The 21079-nt window shown below is 73.0% G+C and carries 17 protein-coding genes; 8 read left to right on the top strand and 9 right to left on the bottom strand.

The window, feature by feature from the left end:
* Positions 1-64 precede the first annotated feature (64 nt).
* A complete protein-coding gene (locus tag ACFYZ8_RS16775) occupies positions 65-535 on the bottom strand; it encodes an SRPBCC family protein (RefSeq protein ID WP_388530838.1) in 471 nt (156 codons plus the stop codon).
* 50 nt (positions 536-585) lie between these two features.
* Positions 586-1416, bottom strand: coding sequence for a DeoR/GlpR family DNA-binding transcription regulator (locus ACFYZ8_RS16770; protein ID WP_359028466.1), 831 nt, complete (start codon positions 1414-1416; stop codon positions 586-588).
* A gap of 259 nt (positions 1417-1675) precedes the next feature.
* On the opposite strand from ACFYZ8_RS16770, the gene ACFYZ8_RS16765 reads away from it, so the two are divergent.
* The gene (locus ACFYZ8_RS16765) at positions 1676-4057 is read left to right on the top strand and encodes a hypothetical protein (RefSeq protein ID WP_388530841.1); all 2382 of its coding nucleotides are present in this window, start codon (positions 1676-1678) and stop codon (positions 4055-4057) included.
* On the opposite strand, the gene ACFYZ8_RS16760 is transcribed toward ACFYZ8_RS16765, so the two are convergent.
* The 4 genes from ACFYZ8_RS16760 to ACFYZ8_RS16745 form a co-directional block, all read right to left on the bottom strand.
* Positions 4027-6462, bottom strand: coding sequence for a right-handed parallel beta-helix repeat-containing protein (locus ACFYZ8_RS16760; protein WP_388530844.1), 2436 nt, complete (start codon positions 6460-6462; stop codon positions 4027-4029). The two genes, ACFYZ8_RS16765 and ACFYZ8_RS16760, sit on opposite strands and share 31 nt — an antisense overlap.
* Before the next feature lie 111 nt (positions 6463-6573).
* Positions 6574-7179, bottom strand: coding sequence for a hypothetical protein (locus ACFYZ8_RS16755; RefSeq protein ID WP_388530847.1), 606 nt, complete (start codon positions 7177-7179; stop codon positions 6574-6576).
* A 178-nt stretch (positions 7180-7357) separates the two neighbouring features.
* The gene (locus ACFYZ8_RS16750) at positions 7358-8185 is read right to left on the bottom strand and encodes an MOSC domain-containing protein (protein ID WP_388530849.1); all 828 of its coding nucleotides are present in this window, start codon (positions 8183-8185) and stop codon (positions 7358-7360) included.
* A gap of 42 nt (positions 8186-8227) precedes the next feature.
* On the bottom strand, positions 8228-8662 hold the full coding sequence (locus ACFYZ8_RS16745) for a DUF6643 family protein (protein ID WP_359028470.1): 435 nt from the start codon (positions 8660-8662) through the stop codon (positions 8228-8230).
* A gap of 297 nt (positions 8663-8959) precedes the next feature.
* Between ACFYZ8_RS16745 and ACFYZ8_RS16740 the strand changes: the two genes are divergently transcribed.
* Positions 8960-10165: a TerD family protein gene (locus ACFYZ8_RS16740; protein ID WP_359028632.1), complete on the top strand. Its 1206-nt coding sequence runs from the start codon at positions 8960-8962 to the stop codon at positions 10163-10165.
* Between the two features lie 4 nt (positions 10166-10169).
* Here ACFYZ8_RS16740 and ACFYZ8_RS16735 read toward each other — a convergent pair whose 3' ends face one another.
* Positions 10170-11366, bottom strand: a complete 1197-nt coding sequence (locus ACFYZ8_RS16735; RefSeq protein WP_388530852.1) for a glycosyltransferase — start codon at positions 11364-11366, stop codon at positions 10170-10172.
* Between the two features lie 39 nt (positions 11367-11405).
* Between ACFYZ8_RS16735 and ACFYZ8_RS16730 the strand changes: the two genes are divergently transcribed.
* Both ACFYZ8_RS16730 and ACFYZ8_RS16725 read left to right on the top strand, forming a co-directional pair.
* Positions 11406-12194 (top strand): aspartate/glutamate racemase family protein, encoded by a 789-nt coding sequence (locus tag ACFYZ8_RS16730; RefSeq protein ID WP_359028472.1) that lies wholly within the window; start codon positions 11406-11408, stop codon positions 12192-12194.
* 90 nt (positions 12195-12284) lie between these two features.
* A complete protein-coding gene (locus ACFYZ8_RS16725) occupies positions 12285-12833 on the top strand; it encodes a hypothetical protein (protein WP_388530855.1) in 549 nt (182 codons plus the stop codon).
* Positions 12834-12848: 15 nt separating this feature from the next.
* Here the strand turns inward: ACFYZ8_RS16725 and ACFYZ8_RS16720 are convergent, their stop codons facing one another.
* Positions 12849-13877: an O-antigen ligase family protein gene (locus ACFYZ8_RS16720; protein ID WP_359028474.1), complete on the bottom strand. Its 1029-nt coding sequence runs from the start codon at positions 13875-13877 to the stop codon at positions 12849-12851.
* A gap of 241 nt (positions 13878-14118) precedes the next feature.
* On the opposite strand from ACFYZ8_RS16720, the gene lnt reads away from it, so the two are divergent.
* From lnt to ACFYZ8_RS16700, 4 genes are all read left to right on the top strand, one after another.
* On the top strand, positions 14119-15732 hold the full coding sequence (gene lnt / locus ACFYZ8_RS16715) for an apolipoprotein N-acyltransferase (RefSeq protein WP_388530858.1): 1614 nt from the start codon (positions 14119-14121) through the stop codon (positions 15730-15732).
* 84 nt (positions 15733-15816) lie between these two features.
* Positions 15817-16296 carry an NUDIX domain-containing protein gene (locus ACFYZ8_RS16710; RefSeq protein WP_388530861.1) on the top strand — a complete coding sequence of 160 codons (480 nt, stop codon included), beginning with the start codon at positions 15817-15819 and terminating at the stop codon, positions 16294-16296.
* 54 nt (positions 16297-16350) lie between these two features.
* Positions 16351-17151, top strand: a complete 801-nt coding sequence (locus tag ACFYZ8_RS16705) for a 3-hydroxybutyrate dehydrogenase (protein ID WP_388530864.1) — start codon at positions 16351-16353, stop codon at positions 17149-17151.
* A 73-nt stretch (positions 17152-17224) separates the two neighbouring features.
* The gene (locus ACFYZ8_RS16700; RefSeq protein ID WP_388530867.1) at positions 17225-19144 is read left to right on the top strand and encodes a helix-turn-helix domain-containing protein; all 1920 of its coding nucleotides are present in this window, start codon (positions 17225-17227) and stop codon (positions 19142-19144) included.
* A 53-nt stretch (positions 19145-19197) separates the two neighbouring features.
* On the opposite strand, the gene ACFYZ8_RS16695 is transcribed toward ACFYZ8_RS16700, so the two are convergent.
* Entirely contained in the window at positions 19198-20586 is a 1389-nt protein-coding gene (locus tag ACFYZ8_RS16695; RefSeq protein WP_389049839.1) for an MFS transporter, read from the bottom strand.
* Positions 20587-21079: the final 493 nt, after the last annotated feature.

The following is a 21079-nucleotide window of genomic DNA, read 5'->3' as shown; positions in this document are numbered from 1 at the left end:
AGCCGGGCGGTCCGACCGGTGATCGCGAACGCGGAAGGCGTCTGCGAGCCGCTGGTCCCGGTCCTCAGGGCGCGAGCCGCCGGTCCAGCCGCTTGACCGCGTCCCGGAAGGCCCGGCCCAGCCCGGCGCGCCCGAACCTCACCACGACCCGGAACGCCGCCGTGCCGTCCACGGCGAACGTCCAGCGCACGTGGGTGCCCGCCCCGGAGGGGGTGAGCCGCCACTCCTCGGCGATGGCACGGGCGCCGGGCGCGTTGGCCACGTCGACCCGGTAGGCGTACACCTCGGGGTCCTTGGCCGCGATGATCGTCTCCCGGAAGCGGCCGCCGCCCTTGAGGTGGATCTCGCGGGTCGAGCCGTCCCCGGCCGAGCGGGCCAGCGTCACCGCGGAGAACCACTCCTCCCAGCCCGGCACGTCCTCGGCGAGCGCCCGGTAGACCGCCTCGGGCGGAGCGGACATCTCCTGCACGAACACCATCCGTACGGGCGCGGACTCGATGAAGTCGAGCCCCACCTCGCGCAGTTGGTGGGCCATGGACACACCCCCAGGTGTCGAACGGGAGTGTCACCCTAGCTGACGCTCAGTCACCTGTCTGTACCGTCAACGGACTCGCCCGCCACGACCAGCCGCCGCAGATGCTCCGAGACCTCCGCACGCGCCGAGGCCGGCAGCCCCGCGTCCGTGACCAGCGTGTCGACCTGCTCCAGCGACGCGAACGAACTCAGGCCCACGGTGCCCCACTTGGTGTGGTCGGCGACCACCACGACCCGCCGCGCCGACTGCACGAGCCGCCGGTTGGTCTCGGCCTCCGCGAGGTTCGGTGTGGACAGGCCGGCCTCGACCGATATGCCGTGCACACCGAGGAAGAGCACGTCGAAGTGGAGCGCCCCGATCGCCTGGTCGGCCACCGGTCCCACCAGGGAGTCGGACGGGGTGCGCACACCGCCGGTCAGCACGACGGTCGCCGCGCCCTGACGCGGGCCCGTGGTGCGCTGCGCCGCGTGGAACACGTCGGCCACCCGCACCGAGTTGGTCACGACGGTCAGATCCGGCACGTCGAGCAGATGGTGGGCCAGCGCGTACGTCGTCGTACCGCCCGACAGCGCGATCGCGGTGCCCGGGGCGACCAGCTCCGCCGCGGACCGCGCGATGTCCTCCTTGGCGGTCAGCTCCAGACCCGACTTCGCCTCGAAACCCGGCTCGTGGGTGCTCGCCTCGACCACCGGGACCGCGCCGCCGTGCACCTTCTCCAGCACGCCCTGGCGGGCCAGCGCGTCGAGATCGCGCCGTACGGTCATGTCCGACACGCCGAGCTTGCGGGTCAGCTCGTTGACGCGCACGCCGCCTCGGCGCCGGACCTCGTCCAGGATCAGGGCGCGCCGCTGCTCCGCGAGGAGGTTCTGATTCTCGCTCACGTACGCTCCGGTCCTTTCCGTCTGGGGCCGTCCGACACGCCCTGCGCACCCTCTCCCACAAGCACATTTTGCCCGTCCCTGGTGCGCGGGACGTCCCATACTCGCACGGGCCCCCACGGGGAGCGCCACCGACCGCCCCGTCGCGCTCCTGCCGGCGGGGTGCCACCCGGGCCTCGGCTGTCACCCGGATCGGGGAGATTCCGTGACGAGGGGGGTGCGCGACACGCCGGGCAGGGGATCCTGGTGCACGCACGGACAGATGCCGACGGCGCGTCACGGGGGAAGTGCGAGAACAGTGGAACGTGTCACGACCATGGGCGCGGACGGCCCGGCCGCCCGGCCCGAAGAATCCGGCACCGCCCTGGAACTCCTGGTCCACGGGGTGGGCGGCACCACACCGGAGAAGATGCTCGACGATCCGCGCACGGTGCGGATCACCGGTGACGACATCGCGGCCGTCTTCCGGCGCGCCGAGGACGTCGACGCGGAGACCCGGGCAAGCGGATCGCGCGAGGGCCGCACCGGACCGGTGCCCGAGGCGTACGTCTGGTGCAACCTCACCTCCGGCAACGGCACCCGCGCCCTGTGGCTGCTGTTGCTGCCGTTCATGGTGGTCAACCTCGCCCACTGGATGCGCCCCACCGCACGCGGCCGCAAACGGACCGTGCGCCTGTACGGCCTCCTGGTGCGGCTCGCCGGCCTGACCCTGACCGTTCTGCTGGTCGCCGCCGCCTGCGAGGTCGCCCTGGACCTCGCGGCCTGGCAGTGCGCGGGCACCCGCGCGTGCGCCGAAGCGCACTCCTGGCTGGGCTTCCTGTCGCCCGACGTGTCGGACCACGGCTGGTGGAGCCGGCCGGGCCGCCGCCTCGCCCTCGCGGCCCTGGTCCCGGCAGCCCTCACCGGCCTGCTCTGGTACCTGTCCCACCGCACCTGGAGGGCCTACGAGTCCCAACAGCCCATGGCCCACGACGGCGAGCCGGAGGAGGACGACGGCCGCACCGCGCTCGGCCGCCCCGGCTTCTGGTACGGCCGCCGCCTGGTCGCCCGCTTACGGGCCGCGCACACCGCGGCGGGCCTGCTGACGATCGCCGCGGCCGTCAGCTCGACGGCGGCTGGCTTCGACCGCGAACCGGGCGGCCCCGTACTCCTCGACACGCTCGGCCGGCTCCTGGAGGCCGCTCTCGTCGCCACCGGGGCCGCCGTCGTCTGGGTGGTGTGCCGGCGCGGCCGCAGCGAGAAGCACCTCGACCGGCAGCTCGACGAGCACCTCGTACGGCGCCTGCCGCTCGCCGCGCTCGTCCTGCTCGTCCTTGCCGCGGTGTACGCCGGGTGGGAGCGGCCGGGCTGGCAGTCGCAGGGCCGGCTGGCGGGGGACGCCACCTTCGGCGGCATCGCCTTCGTGCAGGGACTGCTGGTCGTCGCCCTGGCCGTGATCGCCCACCTGCTGTACCGCACGCATCCCGACCCGCGCGCCGCGATGCGCGGCCTGGCCGGACCCGCCGTGGCGACGCTGGCCTGCGCCCTGGGCGGTGTGATGTCCGGCGGCGTGTCGCAGCGCGTGGCGGACTGGCTGGACGGCACCGGCACCACGATCCTCGGGCCGCCGGTCCTGTTGACCTGGCAGGCGTCCGTGATCCCGCTGGTCCTGCTCGTGCTGCTGGGGCACTGCGCCTGGCTCGGCCGGCGCACCTGGCGCGCCGGCCGGGCCGAACTGGGCGCGGTCGAGAGCGAGTACCCCGCGGAGCCCAAGGACGCGGCACGCACCCGCCGCATCGCCCGCACCCGTGCGATGGCGGCGCTGACGGACCGGGGACCCCGCCTGCTCGGGGTCACCTCGGCCAGCACCCTTCTCCTCGGCGCCGGCGCCCTCGTGGGCGCCCTGACCTCCCGCAGGACACCGGCGAAGGCCGCCGAGGGGGCGTACGCGTTCGTCGAGAGCGCCGCCGAGACCGCGCAGGCACTCGGCTCCTGGCTGATCGGCCTCGGCTTCATCCTGTTCGTCACCTGGGGCCGCCGCGCCTACAAGGACCCCTCCGCGCGCCGGACCATCGGCATCCTCTGGGACGTGGGCACCTTCTGGCCGCGCGCCGCCCACCCCTTCGCCCCGCCCTGCTACGCCGAGCGCGCCGTACCGGACCTGACCTGGCGGATCGGGACGTGGACCCGGGCCACGGGCGGCCGGCTGGTCATCTCCGGACACTCCCAGGGCAGCGTGCTCGCGGCCGCCGCGGCCTGGCAGCTGGAGCCGTCGGTCCGGGCGCGGGTCGGGCTGTTGACCTACGGCTCCCCGCTGGAGCGCCTCTACGGCCGCTGGTTCCCCGCCCACTTCGGCCCGGCCGCGCTCACCGCGCTGCACCACGACGTGGACTGCTGGCGCAACCTGTACCGGCTCACCGACCCCATCGGCGGCCCGGTCCGGCTGCCCGGCGACTGCGGCCCCGAGGTGGACCGGGAGCCCCTGAAGGACCCGCTCGCCTACGGCCGAACCGAGCTGCATCCGCTGCCCGCGCCGATCCTCGGCCACTCCGACTACCAGGCCGACCCCGTCTTCGCGGAGGAGCGGGCGAGGCTGCTGGGCCGGCTCCAGCCGGACGTGCCGGGCCCGCGGTCTCAGGACGACTCGGGCAGGTCCTCGGCGTAGAGCAGGGTCAGGTCGTCCGTGGTCGGGTCGGCCACCTGGGCGACCCGGCTCGCGTGCCGCTCCACCATCGCCTCGAAGGTCTGGCGCGCGGTACGGCCGTTGCCGAAGGCGGGCCCCTTGGGCAGCACGGTGAAGTACTTCAGCAGAGCCTCGGCGGCGCCCGGCGCCAGCCGGTACTCGTGCTCCTCGGCCTGCTGCTCCACGATGCTGAGCAGTTCCTCGGGGTTGTAGTCGCTGAAGGTGATCGTCCGTGAGAAACGGGAGGCCACACCCGGGTTGACCGACAGGAACCGCTCCATCTCGGCGGTGTAGCCCGCGACGATCACCACGACCGCGTCCCGGTGGTCCTCCATCAGCTTCACCAGCGTGTCGATGGCCTCCTTGCCGAAGTCCCGGCCCGAGTCCTCCGGCGACAGCGCGTACGCCTCGTCGATGAACAGCACCCCGCCGCGCGCCCGGTCGAAGGCCTCCTGGGTGCGGATCGCGGTGGAGCCGATGTGCTCGCCGACCAGGTCGACCCGGGACACCTCGACGAGATGCCCCTTCTCCAGGACACCGAGGGAGGCGAGGATCTCGCCGTAGAGCCGGGCGACCGTCGTCTTGCCGGTGCCGGGGGAGCCGGTGAAGACCAGGTGGCGCTTGACGGAGGCCGCCTTGAGGCCCGCCTGCTGGCGTCGCCGGCCCACCTCGATCATGTCGGTGAGCGCCCGCACCTCGCGCTTGACGCTGTCCAGGCCCACCAGCGCGTCGAGTTCACCGAGGACGGCCTTCGAGGTGCGTGAGGGCTTGTCCGGCTCGGTGGGGGCGACCAGCGGCTCCTGCTCGGTGATGCGCTGCCCGGGGATCGCCCCGAGCAGACCGGGCGAGCGGGACTCGGTCTGCACGGCCGTCTCCCGGGCCGCGGGCGGGGTCGGGCCGCCGCTCTCGTCGCTCGTGCAGTCCTCGACGACGGGGCCCGCACCGGCGGCCCCGTCCGGGGTGTCCGCGAACTCGTAGCCGCCGCGCGCGCAGCGCTCCGTGCGGCACTTCCTGAGGGTCGAACGGGAGCCGTCTATGACATGGAAGCCGTATCCGCCGCTGCCCGTCACCCGGCAGTTCAGGAAGCTGCCGCGGCCGCCCGCGGACACGTAGAAGCCCGCCTCCGCGGGGGAGTCGACCGTGCAGCGCTCGATCGTCGGGTCGGCGCCCTTGGTGACGATCACGCCCGTCTGGGTGCCGTCGACGGTGCAGTTGTTGAGGGTGCCGCCGCTGCCGTGGTCGCGGAACCAGGCGCCGGTCGCCGCGTCCCGGATCCGGCAGTCGTCGAGCTGCGCGGTGGCGCCGTCGCTCACCGACACGGCCGTGTTGCGGACCTGGGAGATGTCGCTGTCGACGACGTCCGCGCGCGAGCCGCGGTCCAGGACGAACAGCGCGTCCGGCACGTCGTGCACCCGGCAGGAGTCCAGGACGGCGGTGGCGCCGTCGCTGACCCAGACGGCCGGGTAGTCGCCGGTGCTGTCGAAGATCTCGCACTGGTTGGCGTCCACGCGGGTGCCCGGGTCCCACACCGACAGGCCGTTGCGCCCGAACTGACGGACCGTCGTGCGGGTCAGGGTCAGCACCGAGCGGGAGCGCAGGTCGACCGCGTTCTCCGGGATGTCGTGGATACGGCAGTCGGCCAGGGTCAGCACCGCGTCGGTGTCGAGCGTGACGCCGTCGCCGGTGGTGCGGTGCACATCGCAGTCGGTGAGGTGCGCGGTGGCCCGGGCGGTGATCTGCACGCCGCTGCCGCGGACCTCGTAGACCTCACAACCCACGGCCTCCAGCGCGGAGTTCTCGCCGGTCACCGCCAGTCCGGCGCCCGAGGTGTGGTGGACCCGGCAGCGCTCCAGACGGGGGTGGGCGCCGCCGCGCACCGCGACGCCGGACTGGCCGGCCGCCACGATCTCGCACTCCTCGAACACCCCGCCCGCGCCGTCCAGTACGGCGATGCCGATGCCTGCCGGGTTGTCGACGGTGCAGCGGCGCACGGTCGGGCGGGCGCCGCCGCGCACCTCGATCCCGGCCGCGGAACGGGTGACGACCCGGATGTCGGCGAGCTCCGGTGTGCCCTCCTCGACGAGCAGGGCGGGCGCGGCCGCGTCCTGGCCCTCCACGTGCAGGTCCTGCACCACGGCGGAGGCGCGCACGGTCAGCGGCACCCCGTCCACGGGCGCGATGCGCACGGAACCGGGCGAACCCTCCGGGCCGCGCAGGGTCACCGCCCGTTGCACGACGAGGTTCTCCCGGTAGGTGCCGGGCGCGACGGTGAGGACGTCGCCGTCGGCCGCGGCCTCCAGGGCAGCGGCGAGCGACGCGTACTCACCCGTGCGGCGCCGCCACCGCGATGTACCGGTGTGCGTCACCTGGACCGTGCCCTGTGCCATGGCGTTGCTCTGCCCCCACCTCGGAGTACGCGGGTTTGTGCTGCCGAGGGACCTCGGCCGGTCCACCGTAGCGTGCGCGCGGGTGGTGGGTTGACCAGAGCCGCAAGGCCGTCAACTGCCGGTGCCGGTCCGGCCCCAGTCCGGGCCCGCCCGCTCCCAGGCCCGGTCCCAACGGGCATAGCGGCGGCGGACCATGCGCCAGACGGCGAGCCGTCTGGCTCCCTCGATCAGGCCCGCGGTCATCAGGGCCGCCCCGGTGCCGGCGAGGACGGCGTGGGTGGTGGCGGTGGCGGAGTCCAGCGGCCGGGCCGCTATCCGGCCGTGCAGGTCCGTCCACACGCTGAAGTGGTCGCCGCGGTGCGGGCTCTGGAGCTCGGCCATGACCGTGCCCTGGTGGCTGGTGCCGTCCGGCGCGGTCCAGTCGGCCACCACACGGCTGTGCACCGCGCGTCCCGAGGCGGCCTCCGGGTCGGCGTCCAGCGGAGAGCGGTCCAGCGCGCGGATCACGGTCGCCGTCACCGGCCGACGCGAGTCGTGCTGTTCACGGACCGACTGCTGCAGCGCGTCCTGGGCCACCTGGCCGGTGAGGAAGCCGATCACCGGTCCGAGGGCCAGGATCAGCAGCAGGGCCACCAGGCCCACCCAGGCCTCGGCCAGGTCGGTCCCACGGCGCAGCGGGTTGCGCCGCCAACGCCAGAGTCCGCTGATCGCTCGCACCGTCCGCACCCCCTTCCCGCTCCGTGATAACCCCACGCGGAGGCGTTCACGCGCCGGACCGGCCGAAGAGAGAGCCAAATCACCTGCGGCCGGGTCCTCTCATGAACTCCTCATGAAAGCCCCAACGCGCAGTCCCCCGGGCCGGGTTCCCGTCGGCGGAACACGGCTGGATGTGTACCTATTCGAGAATCCGGACCGGGTCACCGACCCGGATCGTGCCGCGGGACCGGGGCACCAGGTTCTGTCCGAAGACGAGCCGGCTGCCGAAGCGGCGGTGCCGGCTCAGGGTGTGCAGGGGCTCCTTGCCGCGGACGGCGGCGGCCTGGTCGGTGGTGGTCACCACGCACCGCCCGCACACCTTGGCCACCCGGAAGGTGACGTCCCCGATCGCGATGCGCGACCAGTCGTCCTCGGCCCAGGCGTCGGTGCCGCCCACGACCACGTTCGGCCGGAAACGGTTCATGGGCAGGGGGCCCTCGGCCGCGTGCCGGCCTTCGGAGATCAGGGAGTTGAGGGCGTCGAGGGACGCCGCGGAGGTGAGCAGCAGCGGGTACCCGTCGGCGAAGGTGACGGTCTCACCCGGCAGCGCGTACTCCGGTTCGACCGGGCGGCGGGTGGCGGGGTCGTCCATATGGACCAGGCGGGTGTGGGCGCCGAGGTACTCGCTGCACCACGCGTGCGCCGCCGGGTCGGCGGCGGGCACGCCCTCGATCTTGTCCCCGAAGAGATCCAGCGTGACGGTCCCGGCCGGGTCGGGCACCGGCACGGTCAGTGGATCCATGCCGGGCGCGGACAGCGCGACGCCGCCGCCGGGCATCAGCTCGGCGGCGGCCAGCGCGAGACGTGGCTGCTGTCGCTGGGTGACGACCTTTCCCCCGTCGTCGACCAGCGCCCAGCGCCGGTCGCCGGCCAGCCCCCAGGGCTCCACCTCGGCCTCCTGGAGTGCCAGACCCCGGAACGCCTTGACCGGATGGACGTGGACCGACAACAGCTGCGCATTCCCCATCAGGCCATCGTGCCAGGTGGCACCGACAGCCCGGGAGGCGAATCAGTACCCGCGGTACTGCTGGTTGTTGTACGGGTCCTGGTAGGGAGCCGGAGCGGGCCGGGGAGCCGCGGGGCGCATCGCCTCGTAGCCCGTGCCCATGGCGGGAGCGGCCGGACGTGGCTGCTGCTGTTGCGGCCCGGGATAACCGCGGGGCGCGGCGGCCTGCTGAGGGATGTACGCCCCGGGCGCCTGCTGCAGTGGAGAAGGCTGCTGTGCCTGCGGGTAGCCGTAGGACTGGGAGGGACCCGCCGGTAGAGCGGGCAGCGCGGACGGCAGCGCGGGCAGGTTGCTCGCCGGGATGTCGTACGCGGCCGGGACCCGGATCGGGGCGATCTGCGGGGTGCCCCGCTCGGCCACGAGTGAGTCGTAGATCGGAGTGTCCGGGAAGGAGGCGGAGTAGTAGCCGCCGCCATAAGTGGAGCGGGGGGAGGTCATGAGACATAAGTTAAGCCCACGATGTGCTGGTTGGGGAGACCGATAAGAGGGTTGTTTTCCGTGTCGGCAGTGACGTGGGACCCCCAATGCGAGCGAACTCGGCAAAAAAGGACGCCAATCCAGGTCCCATCCGTGTAAAGGCCGAGTTCCGAGGGGGTTACCGGCGGTTGGCCGGTGATCTTCCTGTGCGGGGGATGGGAGTTCGCTGTCCCGGGGGAATAGGTTGAACGGGTAGAACTCCGAGGGCCGCCGGGGCGCGTCCTGGCCTGCCGACAGCTGATGGGGGCGGACATGTCGATGTCGAAAGGGGCGAACGTCCAGGTGCCCACGACGGCACTGCGCGTCGAACTGGGCTGGCGTTCCGGACCCGGGGTCCCCGACGCGGACGCGTCGGCCCTGCTGCTGGCCGGCGGAAAGGTCCGTTCCGACGCCGACTTCGTGTTCTACAACCAGCCCCAGCACTCCTCGGGAGCCGTCCGCCACGGGGGCAAGCGGACCGACGGCGGCCGGGTGACCGACACGTTGTTCGTGGATCTCGCGCGCGTGGAGCCCTCGGTGGAGACCGTCGTCCTCGCCGCTTCCGCGGACGGAGGGACCTTCGGCCGGATTCCCGATCTTTATATCGAGGTGAGGGATGCCGAACGCGGCACGGTGGCAGCACGGTTCGACAGCACGGGTGCCGGCGTAGAAACCGCTTTCGTACTCGGGGAGTTCTATCGCCGTCAGGGCGGCTGGAAATTCCGCGCCGTCGGTCAGGGCTATGACAGCGGACTGGAAGGTCTGGCAACGGACTTCGGCATCACCGTGGACGAGCCCCAGCAGGCGGCACCGACGGCGCCTCCGCCCACCCCCTCCTCGCCACCGGTCCGCCTCACCAAAGTCACACTCACCAAGTCGGCCCCCTCCGTCTCCCTCGCCAAACAGGGCGGCACCTCGGGCGCGATGCGCGTGAACCTCAACTGGCAGGTACGCAAACAGTTCTCGGGCTGGACCGGCAAACGCGGCCGCGCGGTGGCCATGCACGCCGACCTCGACCTCGACCTGTGCGCCCTCTACGAACTCGCCGACGGCCGCAAGGGAGTCGTACAGGCCCTGGGCAACGCCTATGGAGCCCTGCACCAGCCGCCGTACATCCACCTCGACGGCGACGACCGCACCGGCGCCGTCGCGAGCGGTGAGAACCTCACCGTGAACCTCGACCACAAGCGGGACTTCCGGCGCGTCCTCGTCTTCGTGACCATCTACGAGGGCGCGCGTTCCTTCGCCGACCTGCACGCCACGGTCACCCTCCAGCCCCAGTACGGCGCCCCGATCGACTTCTCCCTCGACGAGTGCACGGTCCCCTCGACGGTCTGCGCGCTGGCCCTGATCACCAACACCGGCGACGACCTGGTCGTCCGGCGCGAGGCGCGCTATCTGGTGCCCGAGCGCGGGGTGAGCCCGCAGCGGACGGTGGACCACGTCTACGGCTGGGGCATGAACTGGACACCGGGCCGCAAGTGAGGACTCACCTCTCCTCGCCGACGACGGTGTCCGGGCGCGCGTAGGTGCGCCCCTTCCACGCCGCGCCGCGCCCCCGGTAGTGCTGCACCGCCGAGTCGACCGTCATCAGGAGATAGAGGAACGCGGTGAACGGCAGCAGGGGAGCGAGCCACAGGGGCTGCCTGTAGTAGCGGAGCATCGGGACGTACGTCCCCGTCATGACCAGCCACGCGAGAGCGCCGAGCAGCAGGGTCGTCGTACGCCCCGTCGCGAGGCCCGTGACGGCGGTGGCCGGCGGCACCAGATAGACCAGCGCGAGCCCGGCGACCGTCGCGAAGAGCACCAGGGGGTTGTGGCGGAGCTGGGCGTAGGCGCTGCGCGACACCATCCGCCACAGGTCGTGCAGCCGGGGATAGGGGCGCACGCTGTCCACCCGCTCGGCCAGGCCCAGCCAGATGTGGCCGCCCCCGCTCTTGACGGCCCGCGCGAGGGCCACGTCGTCGATGACGGCGTGCCGGATGGCGTCCGGGATCCGCGCCCGCTCGGCGGCCTCGGCGCGCAGCAGGACACAGCCGCCGGCCGCGGCGGCCGTCCGCGCACCCCTCTTTCCGATCCGGCGGAACGGATACAGCTGCGCGAAGAAGTAGACGAACGCGGGCACCACGAGCCGCTCCCACAGGCTCTCCACCCGCAGCCGCGCCATCTGCGAGACGACGTCGAAGCCCCCCGCGTGCGCGGCGGCGACCAGCCGCCGCAGGCTGTCCGGCTCATGGGCGATGTCGGCGTCCGTCAGCAGCAGGTACTCGGGGCCACGCGCGCGTGCCAGCCCGATGCCGTGGCGTACCGCCCACAGCTTGCCCGTCCACCCCGCCGGCGGCTCGCCGGGAGAGGACACGGTCAACGGCAGGCCGCCGTACCGCTGCGCCAGTTCGCGTGCCAGCTCCCCGGTGCCGTCCGTACTGCCGTCGTCGACGAGGAAGACCTCCGCCCGCCCCGGATAGTCCTGCGCCAGCACAGACGGCAGGCTCGCGGGCAGCACCTCGGCCTCGTCGCGGGCCGGCACCACCACTGCCACGAAGGGCCAGGCCCGCGGATCCCGCTCCGGGGGCAGTCTCACGTCCGTGCGCCAGAAGAAGCCCTGGCACAGCAGCAGCCACAGCCAGGCGGCGAGGGATACGGCGGCGGTCCACGCGATGGCGCTCACGCGCGCAGTCTGCCCCACGCAACCGGCCCTCAAGGGCTCATCGTCTATCGTGGCCGGGTGAAGATCGCGCTCTTGGACTCCGGAATCGGTCTGCTGGCGGCCACCGCCGCGGTACGGCGACTGCGCCCCGACGCCGATCTCGTGCTCTCCCTCGACCCCGACGGCATGCCGTGGGGCCCCAGGACGCCGGACGACATCATCGGGCGCGCTCTCACCCTCGCCGAGGCCGCCGCCGCCCACGGTCCCGAGGCCCTGATCATCGGCTGCAACACCGCCACCGTGCACGCCCTGACCGCCCTGCGCGCCCGCCTCGAACCGGAGCTGCCGGTCATCGGCACCGTCCCCGCGATCAAGCCCGCCGCGGCGGCCGGCGGCCCCTTCGCCGTCTGGGCGACCCCCGCCACCACCGGCAGCCCCTACCAGCGGGGCCTCATCGAGGAGTTCGCCGACGGGGTGCCGGCCACCGAGGTGCCCTGTCACGGCCTCGCCGAGGCGGTGGAGCACGCCGACGAGGAGGCCATCGACGCCGCCGTCGCCGCGGCCGCCGCCCTGACCCCCGAGGACGTGACGACCGTCGTCCTCGGCTGCACCCACTACGAGCTGGTCGCCGAGCGCATCCGCGCCGCCGTACAGCGCCCCGGCCGTGCGCCGCTCGTCCTGCACGGCTCCGCCGGAGCGGTCGCCGCCCAGGCGCTGCGCCGGATCGGCGAGCGGCCCGCGCCCGAGGCCGCGGCCACCGGCACCCTCACCGTGCTGCTCAGCGGACGCGAGGGCAGCGCCCTGCCCGCCCCCGCCCTGGCCTACGCGGAGGGCCGGCTCCTGCGGACGGCCACCCCCGCCCGCTGACCGACACGAACGGCCGGAAAACCCCACCCCGAAGCGGTCACTCTGCGCGACGACCTACCCGCGGGGCGAAACCTGAGTAACCTCGTAGGCATGAGGGACCACCACCACGGCGAGTCCACCTCGCACCACACCGACGTCTGGACCGGCCGCGCCTCCAACCGGATCCAGTGGCTGCTGGCGCTCGGCGGCGCCGCGATCGTGGCGCTCGGCATCGAGCTCGCCGTCGACTCGGCATGGACCTCCGGCGTCGCCCCGCTCGTCATGTCCGTGGTCGGCTGCATCGCCGCCGGGCTGCTGGTCCTCTTCCTCACGCTCGCCTTCGTCCATGTCGCCCTCAGGGTCGACATGGAGTCCCTGGAGGTGCGCTGCGGCCACATCGGGGTGCCGCGCCGCCGGATCCCGCTGGCCCATGTCGCCGGAGCCGAGTTCGTCCCGCACGTCACCCCGCGGCACTGGGGCGGCTGGGGCTACCGCTGGCGCCCCGAGAAGGGCACCGCCGTCGTCGTACGCCGTGGTGAGGGCCTGGTCCTCCAGCTGTGGGACGGCCACACGTTCACGGTCACCGTCGACGACGCCGAGGCCGCCGTCCGCATCATCCGCGACCGGCTGCGGCCCGGTACCGCGGGGCCGCGTCGCTGAGTCCGGGCCGGCCGGTCACTTCGGGGGCGGTTCGTCGCTGAGCGGGCGGGCCGTCGCCAGACCGGCCAGGAGCCCGACGCCCACCGACACCATCGTGAAGCTCAGTGCGTTGCCGACCGCGGCGATCGCGGCCAGCGCTGTGAGGGCCGCGCCCGCGGTGAGGACGACCGGTGTGGGGCGCGGGGAACGCCACAGCGCGTACAGCAGCCAGCAGAAGCCCGCCGCCAGCAGCAGCACCCCGGTCACCCCCTGTTCGGCGGCCGTCTGAAGCAGCGCCGAGTGGGGTCTTCCGTCGGGCGGTGACGACTGGGCCGCCGTCGTGCTGAGTTCTCCGAAGCGGCCCGGTCCCACGCCGAGGGCGGTGTCCTCGCGGGCCAGGTGCAGGGCCTCGTGCCACAGGCCGATCCGGTGCGGCGTGAGCCGGCCGCGCAGTGACTCGGTGAGTCCGTCCGGCACCGCGTTCCCGGCGACCGCCCAGATCAGCGCGGTCACCGCGGCCGCGGCGAGGGCGAGTGCCGCGATGCCCGGGCCGCGGTGGCGGGTCCGGCCCGCCGCGAGCGCGCTCAGCAGCACCGCGGTGCAGGTGACCAGCCCGGAGACCGAACCGAGCGCGGCCGAGGCCACCGTGATGCCGACGGCCAGCAGCCCCAGGAGAAGTCGCAGGGCGGGCGATCCGGTGGTCCGGGCGGCGCAGCACGCGGCACCGGTGGCGAGGGTGAGCAGGGCGGCCGTGGCGCCCGCGTGACCCAGTGGAGCGACGATTTCCGGCCCGGGTGCGAGATGGGGGAGTCCCACCGTCAGGGCCAGTCCGGCCAGCGCGGCTGTGCAGGGGGCGGCGACCGGCAGCAGCGCCCCGGAGATCCGGCCGGCGGCATAGCCCGCGGCGACGGCCAGCAGCGCGAGCAGCACGCCCTCCGGACGGCCGTCGTGCGCGGCCGCGGTGATCAGCGACCAGGCGGCACAGGCGCCGAGCACCAGTACGCCCACTCCGTCGGAAACGTTTCGTCTGTCGCCGTCCGCGTCGGAACCGGCCACAGACGTCATCCCCGTGGTGCCCACCCCGCCCCCCGAAACCCCGGTCCCCCGACCTGTGGCCCCCGCCGCCCGGATGGCTACCGGCCCGTACGAAAGGGACTCCGGCACACCGTAACGGCTGATGGTCGATTTGTGGACGACTTGCGTCGGGATGCCCGGCCATGACACGGCTCACACGCCCGGCTCGCGGCCACGGTCACCCGACGGACCGCGCTGTCGACGCCGAGGTCAACCGCCGTACACTCCCCGGGTGACCGTCACCGCAACTTCCGTGGACGAGTCGGACCGGCTGGAACCGCAGTCCGCGCCCGCCTCCCGCTGGGCCGCCCGGCTCCGCCGTCTCGTCCCGGCCGCCGCCGCGGCACTCTCCGGGGTGCTGCTCTACGTCAGTTTCCCGCCACGCCCCCTGTGGTGGCTGGCCCTGCCCGCCTTCGCCGTCTTCGGCTGGGTGCTGCGCGGCCGCGGCTGGAAGGCGGCGCTCGGTCTCGGCTATCTCTTCGGCCTGGGCTTCCTGCTGCCGCTGCTGGTGTGGACCGGCGTCGAGGTCGGCCCCGGGCCCTGGCTCGCCCTGGTGGCGATCGAGGCGATCTTCGTCGCGCTGGTCGGAGTGGGCGTCGCCGCCGTCTCGAAGCTGCCCGGCTCGCCGGTGTGGGCGGCCGCCGTGTGGATCGCCGGAGAGGCGGCACGCGCGCGTGCGCCGTTCCACGGCTTTCCCTGGGGCAAGATCGCGTTCGGCCAGGCCGACGGCCTCTTCCTGCCGCTTGCCGCGGTGGGCGGTACGCCCGTCCTGGGCTTCGCCGTCGTGCTGTGCGGCTTCGGCCTGTACGACATCGTGCGGCTGGTCGTGGAGCGGCGGGGCACCGGTGCCGTACGGCGTCCGGCCGCAACCGCGGCCCTGCTGAGCGTGGCCGTACCGGTGGTCGGGGCGCTCGCCGCCCGGACGCTGGTGAGCGACAAGGCCGAGGACGGCACCGTCACCGTCGCCGCCATCCAGGGCAACGTGCCGCGCGCGGGGCTGGAGTTCAACGCCCAGCGGCGGGCCGTGCTCGAATACCACGCGCGTGAGACCGAGCGGCTGGCCGCCGAGGTGAAGGCCGGCACGGCCCAGAAGCCCGACATCGTGCTGTGGCCGGAGAACTCCTCCGACGTCGACCCCTTCGCGGACGCCGACGCGGCCGCGATCATCGAGCAGGCGGCCAAGGCCATCGACGCGCCGATCTCCGTCGGCGGTGTCGTCGAGCGGGACGGCAAGCTCTACAACGAGCAGATCCTGTGGGATCCGGTCAAGGGCCCCACCGACACCTACGACAAGCGGCAGATCCAGCCGTTCGGCGAGTACCTCCCGCTGCGGGGGCTCGTCGGCGCGATCAACAAGAACTGGACCTCCATGGTCCGCCAGGACTTCAGCCGGGGCACCAAGCCGGGCGTCTTCCGGATGGCGAACGCCAAGGTCGGCCTGGTCACCTGCTACGAGGCCGCCTTCGACTGGGCCGTGCGCTCCGAGGTGACCGACGGCGCGCAGCTGATCTCCGTGCCGAGCAACAACGCGACCTTCGACCGCAGCGAGATGACCTACCAGCAGCTCGCGATGTCCCGGGTGCGCGCGGTGGAGCACAGCCGGACGGTCACCGTGCCGGTGACCAGCGGCGTCAGCGCGATCATCATGCCGGACGGCAGGATCACCCAGAGGACCGGCATGTTCGTGGCCGACTCGCTGGTGCAGAAGGTGCCGCTCAGGTCGTCCGAGACCCCGGCGACCCGGCTCGGCATCCTGCCGGAGATGGCCCTGGTGCTGGTCGCCGCGGGCGGGCTCGGCTGGGCGATCGGCTCCGGACTGCGGGGGCGGCGCGCCCAGGAGGCGTGACCGTACGCCGGCCCTGCGCCGTCCGGAAGATCACCACGGCGTGAAGATCACCACGGCGTGGTGCTCGGCGGTTAGGGTCGGCGCATGGCTACCCCTGATTTCATTCGCACCCTTCGGAAGTCCATCGGGCACGACCTCCTCTGGCTCCCCGGCGTGAGCGCCGTCGTCTTCGACGACCAGGACAGAGTGCTGCTCAACCGCCGCTCGGACACCCGCAAGTGGTCGCTGATCGGCGGTATCCCGGAGCCGGGGGAGCAGCCCGCGGCCTGTGCCGTGCGGGAGGTCGAGGAGGAGACGGGCGTGCACTGCGTCGTCGAGCGGGTGATCGTCGTCCAGGCGCTCCACCCCGTGACGTACGAGAACGGCGACACCTGCCAGTACATGGACATCTCGTTCCGCTGCCGGGCCGTCGGCGGCGAGGCACGGGTCAACGACGACGAGTCGCTGGAGGTGGGATGGTTCGCGGTGGACGCCCTGCCGGAGCTGAACGAGTTCGGGCTGCAGCGGATCAAGCAGGCGCTGACCGACGCACCCACATGGTTTGACTCTACGAGTTCCGACTGAAGTATGGGGCGCGACCACATGTGGTGAGGCTCGGGTGCTGCCTAGGGTCGGACCATGACCGCTAGCAGCGCCCTCCCGGGCCCCCACACCCCCACGCTCGACCTCGGCGGCCGCACCGCCCTCGTCACCGGCGCCGCCGGCGGCATCGGCCGCGCCTGTGTGCTGCGGCTCGCGGCGGCAGGGGCCAAGGTCAGAGCGGTCGACCGGGACGCGGCCGGGCTGGACGCGCTCGCCGAGCGGTCCGCGGGGCTCGCGGGCACCGTCGAACCGCATGTCCTCGACCTCACCGACCTGGACGCCGCCGAGCACGCCGCCGCGGGCACCGACGTCCTCGTCAACAACGCCGGCCTCCAACTGGTGCGCCCCATCGAGGAGTTCCCGCCCGAGGTGTTCCACACGGTGCTCACCGTGATGCTGGAGGCGCCGTTCCGTCTGATCCGCGGCGCCCTGCCGCACATGTACGGACAGGGGTGGGGGCGCATCGTCAACGTGTCCTCGGTGCACGGACTGCGCGCCTCCGCCTACAAGGTGGCCTATGTGGCCGCCAAACACGGTCTGGAGGGCCTGTCCAAGACAGCCGCCCTCGAAGGCGCCCCCCATGGAGTGACCTCGAACTGTGTGAACCCCGCCTATGTGCGCACCCCACTGGTCGAGCGGCAGATCACCGACCAGGCCAGGGCCCACGGCATCCCCGAGGAACGCGTGGTCTCGGAGGTACTGCTCCAGGACAGCGCCCTCAAGCGGCTCATCGAACCGGAGGAGGTCGCCGAGGCCGTGGCGTACCTGTGCGGCCCGCAGGCGTCCTTCGTCACCGGCACCTCGCTCGTCCTCGACGGCGGCTGGACCGCGCACTGAGCACCGAACGGCGCCGGACCGGAGTTTTCCACAGGCCTGACGGGGTGAGCGTGCGATGAGCAATCCTGAGGGCATGTCCAGCGATCACGTGCAGTCCGCCGAGCGCCCCGTGAGCAGCGCCGAGGCCCCCTTCCTCGCACTGCTGGCCAGGGGCGCCTCCGCCGACGCCTACGAACAGCCGGTGCTGATCGCCCGCGCCGAGGGAAGACCGGCCGATCGGATCGCCGCGCTCGAGGAGGCCAAGGCGGTCGCCCTGCGCGTGCGCTCCGAGCTGGAGGGCCGGCGTCGGCGCGAGGCCGAGCTGTCCGCCCTGTTCGAGACCGCCCACGACCTGGCCGGACTCAGGGACCTGGACGCGGTGCTGCGGGCCATCGTGCAGCGGGCCCGGTCCCTGCTCGGCACGGACGTGGCCTACCTCAGCCTGCACGACCCGGAGCGGGGCGACACCTACATGCGGGTCACCGAGGGCTCGGTCGCCGCCCGCTTCCAGCAGCTCCGGCTCGGGATGGGCGAGGGGCTCGGCGGACTCGTCGCCCAGACCGCCCGCCCCTACGTCACCGACGACTACTTCAAGGACGACCGCTTCCAGCACACCCTCACCATCGACTCGGGGGTGCGGGACGAGGGCCTGGTCGCCATCCTGGGCGTGCCACTGACGCTGGGGCACCACGTCATCGGGGTGCTGTTCGCGGCGGACCGGCGGGCCCGGGTCTTCGAGCGGGAGCAGATCGCGCTCCTCGGGTCCTTCGCCGCGCTGGCCGCGGCCGCCATCGACACCGCGAACCTGCTCACCGAGACCCGCTCGGCCCTCACCGAGCTGGAGCGGGCCAACGAGATCATCCGCGATCACAGCGGTGTCATCGAGCGCGCCTCCGACGTCCACGACCGGCTCGCCGAGCTGGTGCTGCGCGGCGGCGGGGTGCACGACGTGGCCGCGGCCGTCTCCGAAATCCTCGACGGCACGGTCGAGTTCACCGAGCTCGCGCCCACCGAGGCGCTGGAGGCATCCCGGGCCGAGGGCCACGCCGTACGGCACAAGGACGACTGGATCGCCGCCGTAGCCGCCGGCGGAGAACTCCTCGGCGCGCTCGTGCTGCGCGGTCACCCCGGGCTCGACCCCGTGGACCAGCGCACCCTGGAGCGCGCCGCGATGGTCACCTCGCTGCTCCTGCTGGCCAGACGGTCCGCCGCCGAGGCCGAACAGCGGGTGCGCGGCGAGCTGTTGGACGACCTGCTCGACGCCCGTGACCGCGACCCCCGGCTGCTGCGCGAGCGGGCCGCCCGGCTGGACGCCGACCTCGACGCCACCCACGTCGTGCTGGCCGCGCGACTCGACGGCCCCGCGGCCGACGCCGACCAGGAGGCGGCCGCCCGCAGACGCCTGTGGTCCGCGGCCTCCCACCTCGCCGCCACCCGGCGCGGCCTGGCCGCCGCCCGCGACGGCGGCACCGTGCTGCTGCTGCCACTCAGTGCCGGGGACACGGCCACCGAACTGGCCCGCCGCACCGCCGGGCACCTCGGAACAGCCGTCCACGAGGCGGTCACCGTCGGCGCCTCGGCCCCGGTCTCCGAGCTCGCCGTCCACCCGGACGCGGTGGCCGCCGCCTACGAGGAGGGCCGCCGCTGTCTCGACGCGTTGCGCCTGCTGGGCCGCTCCGGGGACGGCGCGGCCGCCGAGGACTTCGGCTTCCTCGGACTGCTGCTGGCCGGTGACCGGGACATCGTGGGTTTCGTCGACCGGACCATCGGCCAGGTGGTCGCCTACGACGACCGCCGCGGCACCGATCTGCTGCGCACCCTGGACGCCTACTTCGCGTGCGGGATGAGTCCGGCCCGCACCAAGGACGAGCTGCACGTCCATGTGAACACCGTCGCCCAGCGCCTGGAGCGTGTGGGGCGCCTGCTCGGCGAGGACTGGCAGAGCCCCGCCCGCGCGCTGGAGATCCAACTCGCGCTGCGGCTGCACCGGTTGTCGGCGCCCACACGCCACTGACCCCCGCGCGCAGGGCGCACGGGGGCCGGCCGGATCTGTGCCGCCCGGGTGGTTCAGGCGGTCCGGGCGTCCGCCGCGGGGGACTTGGCCGCAGGCTCCGGCTCGGCGTCCTGCTCCACGTCGGCCAGGTCCCGGTGACGGGTCTCCTTGGCGACACCGACGGCGACGACCGTCAGGACGGCCGCGGCGATGACATAGAGGGCGATCGGGGTGGAGCTGCCGTAGTCGGAGAGGAGCGCGGTGGCGATGAGCGGGGCCGGGGCGCCGGCCGCGACGGAGGCGAACTGGGCGCCGATGGAGGCACCGGAGTAACGCATCCGGGTCGCGAACATCTCGGAGAAGAAGGCCGCCTGGGGCGCGTACATGGCACCGTGCATGACGAGTCCGACGGTCACCGCGAGGACCAGGTTGCCGAAGCCGCCGGTGTCGATCAGGGAGAAGAACGGGAACATCCACAGCCCGACGCCGACCGCGCCGAGCAGGTACACCGGGCGGCGTCCGACGCGGTCCGACAGGGCGCCCCAGGCGGGGATCACCGCGAAGTGCACGGCCGAGGCGATCAGCACCGAGTTGAGGGCGGTCTGCTTGGAGACACCGGCCGACGTGGTGGCGTAGACGAGGATGAACGCGGTGATGACGTAATAGCTGATGTTCTCCGCCATGCGCGCGCCCATCGCGATCAGCACGTCGCGCCAGTGGTGCCGCAGCACGGAGACGAGCGGCAGCTTCTCGGCCGCGCCGTCCCGGGCCGCCTTGCGGGCCTCCGCCTGTGCCAACGCGTCCTTGAACACGGGGGATTCGTCGACGGACAGCCGGATCCACAGACCGACGATCACCAGGACGCCGGAGAGCAGGAAGGGAATACGCCACCCCCAGCTGCCGAACGCGGCGTCCGACAGCACCGCGGTCAGCAGCGACAGCACACCTGTGGCGAGGAGTTGCCCGGCCGGTGCGCCGGTCTGCGGCCACGAGGCCCAGAAGCCGCGCCGCCGGGCGTCCCCGTGCTCGGACACGAGCAGTACGGCGCCGCCCCACTCGCCGCCGAGCGCGAAGCCCTGGACCAGGCGCAGCACGGTCAGCAGTACGGGAGCGGCCGTGCCGACGGTCGCGTGTGTGGGCAGCAGCCCGATCGCGAAGGTCGCCCCGCCCATCAGCAGCAGGCTCAGGACCAGCAGCTTCTTACGGCCGAGCCGGTCACCGTAGTGCCCGAAGACCAGGGCGCCGAGCGGACGGGCGGCGAATCCGACGGCGTACGTCAGGAAGGACAGCAGGGTGCCGACGAGCGGGTCGGAGTCGGGAAAGAACAGCTTGTTGAAGACCAGGGCGGCCGCGGAGCCGTAGAGGAAGAAGTCGTACCACTCGATGGTGGTGCCGATGAGGCTGGCGGCGACGATCCTGCGTATGCCGGACGGGCTCGTTCTGCTCGCTGCGGGGGAGGCCATGTGCACCACTTCCAGGGGGTCTGCGGGGACGTCGGTGTCGCCACAACGTAGAAGTCCCCAGGTCAGCGGTATATGTGGGTCGTCATCACAATCACCCTCACCTGAATGTGTCAGACCACCACACGACCTGAGACGGCCCTCTCAGGCCCCCCTGGGGCAGGGTGCGTGGGCTCCCTCGGCGCTTGCGACTCGCGCCCCGCGCCTGCCCTTCGCTGGTGCGGGGCCTTCCCCCTGGGGCCGATGTTCCTCGCGATCACGAAGTACGGGCCGTCGACGGACAGCCCGGGGCAGGAGCGTGACATGACCACCACCCCCGAACCGGACCTCTTCGGCCGGTGCGCACTGTAGCCACTGCGGAGAATCCCCCGCGTAGCCTGCGACTGGCGGCCAGGGTGTCCACTTCCGGGTGACCCCCCGGTCCGGCTTCGCCGCCGCCGCGTCGTGCGTGATTGAGCATCACCAGCAGGTCCGGTCTCGTCCTGGCCGTGGAACC

The sequence above is a fragment of the Streptomyces sp. NPDC001668 genome, from assembly GCF_042893155.1.
Taxonomy (GTDB): Bacteria; Actinomycetota; Actinomycetes; order Streptomycetales; family Streptomycetaceae; genus Streptomyces.
Note: the sequence above shows the minus strand (reverse complement) of the source record. Positions and strands in the feature narration are given on the sequence as shown.